Genomic DNA, 529 nt, shown 5'->3' on the forward strand with positions numbered 1-529 from the left:
GGACTGGCGGGCGTGCGGGCCGGGCGGACTGGCGGGTGCCTGGGCCGAGGGCGATCGTGGAAGACATGGCCGACTCGACCGCGGCGGACGCCCACGGGCATGTGGAGGACGGGCCGCGCCCCGGCGGGCACAGCACCCGCGAGGCGCTCCTCTTCGGCGGGGTCTACGGCTCCGTCCTCGCCAGCTCGATGGTCGCCGCGCTCACCCGGTACGGCGCCAGCACGCCCGCGACCCGCCGCTACGACGCCCTGTGGCTGCTGGTGACCGCCCTCGCCTCCGCCCTGGCCCACGGCTACGCCCACTACATCGCCGAGCGCACCCCGCACCGCCGCTGGGACGGCCTGCGCGCCCTGCGCAACGAGTGGCCGCTGGTCGCGGCCGTGGTGCCGACGGTCCTCCTGCTGGCGGGCGCGGGCTGGGGGTGGTGGCCGGCCAAGGGCGTCGAATACCCCGCCTTCACCCTGAACATCCTGATCCTCTTCACCCTCGGCCTGACCACCGCCCGCCAGGCGGCCCGCCCCTGGCCCGC

General features: G+C 76.7%; 1 protein-coding gene. It reads left to right on the forward strand.

What is annotated here, in order from left to right:
* Window positions 1–65: 65 nt before the first annotated feature.
* A partial coding sequence (locus CCN72_RS37120; protein WP_086812678.1) for a hypothetical protein occupies window positions 66–529 on the forward strand: 464 nt, incomplete at its 3' end.

Source organism: Streptomyces murinus, from assembly GCF_002154555.1.
Lineage (GTDB): Bacteria > Actinomycetota > Actinomycetes > Streptomycetales > Streptomycetaceae > Streptomyces > Streptomyces murinus.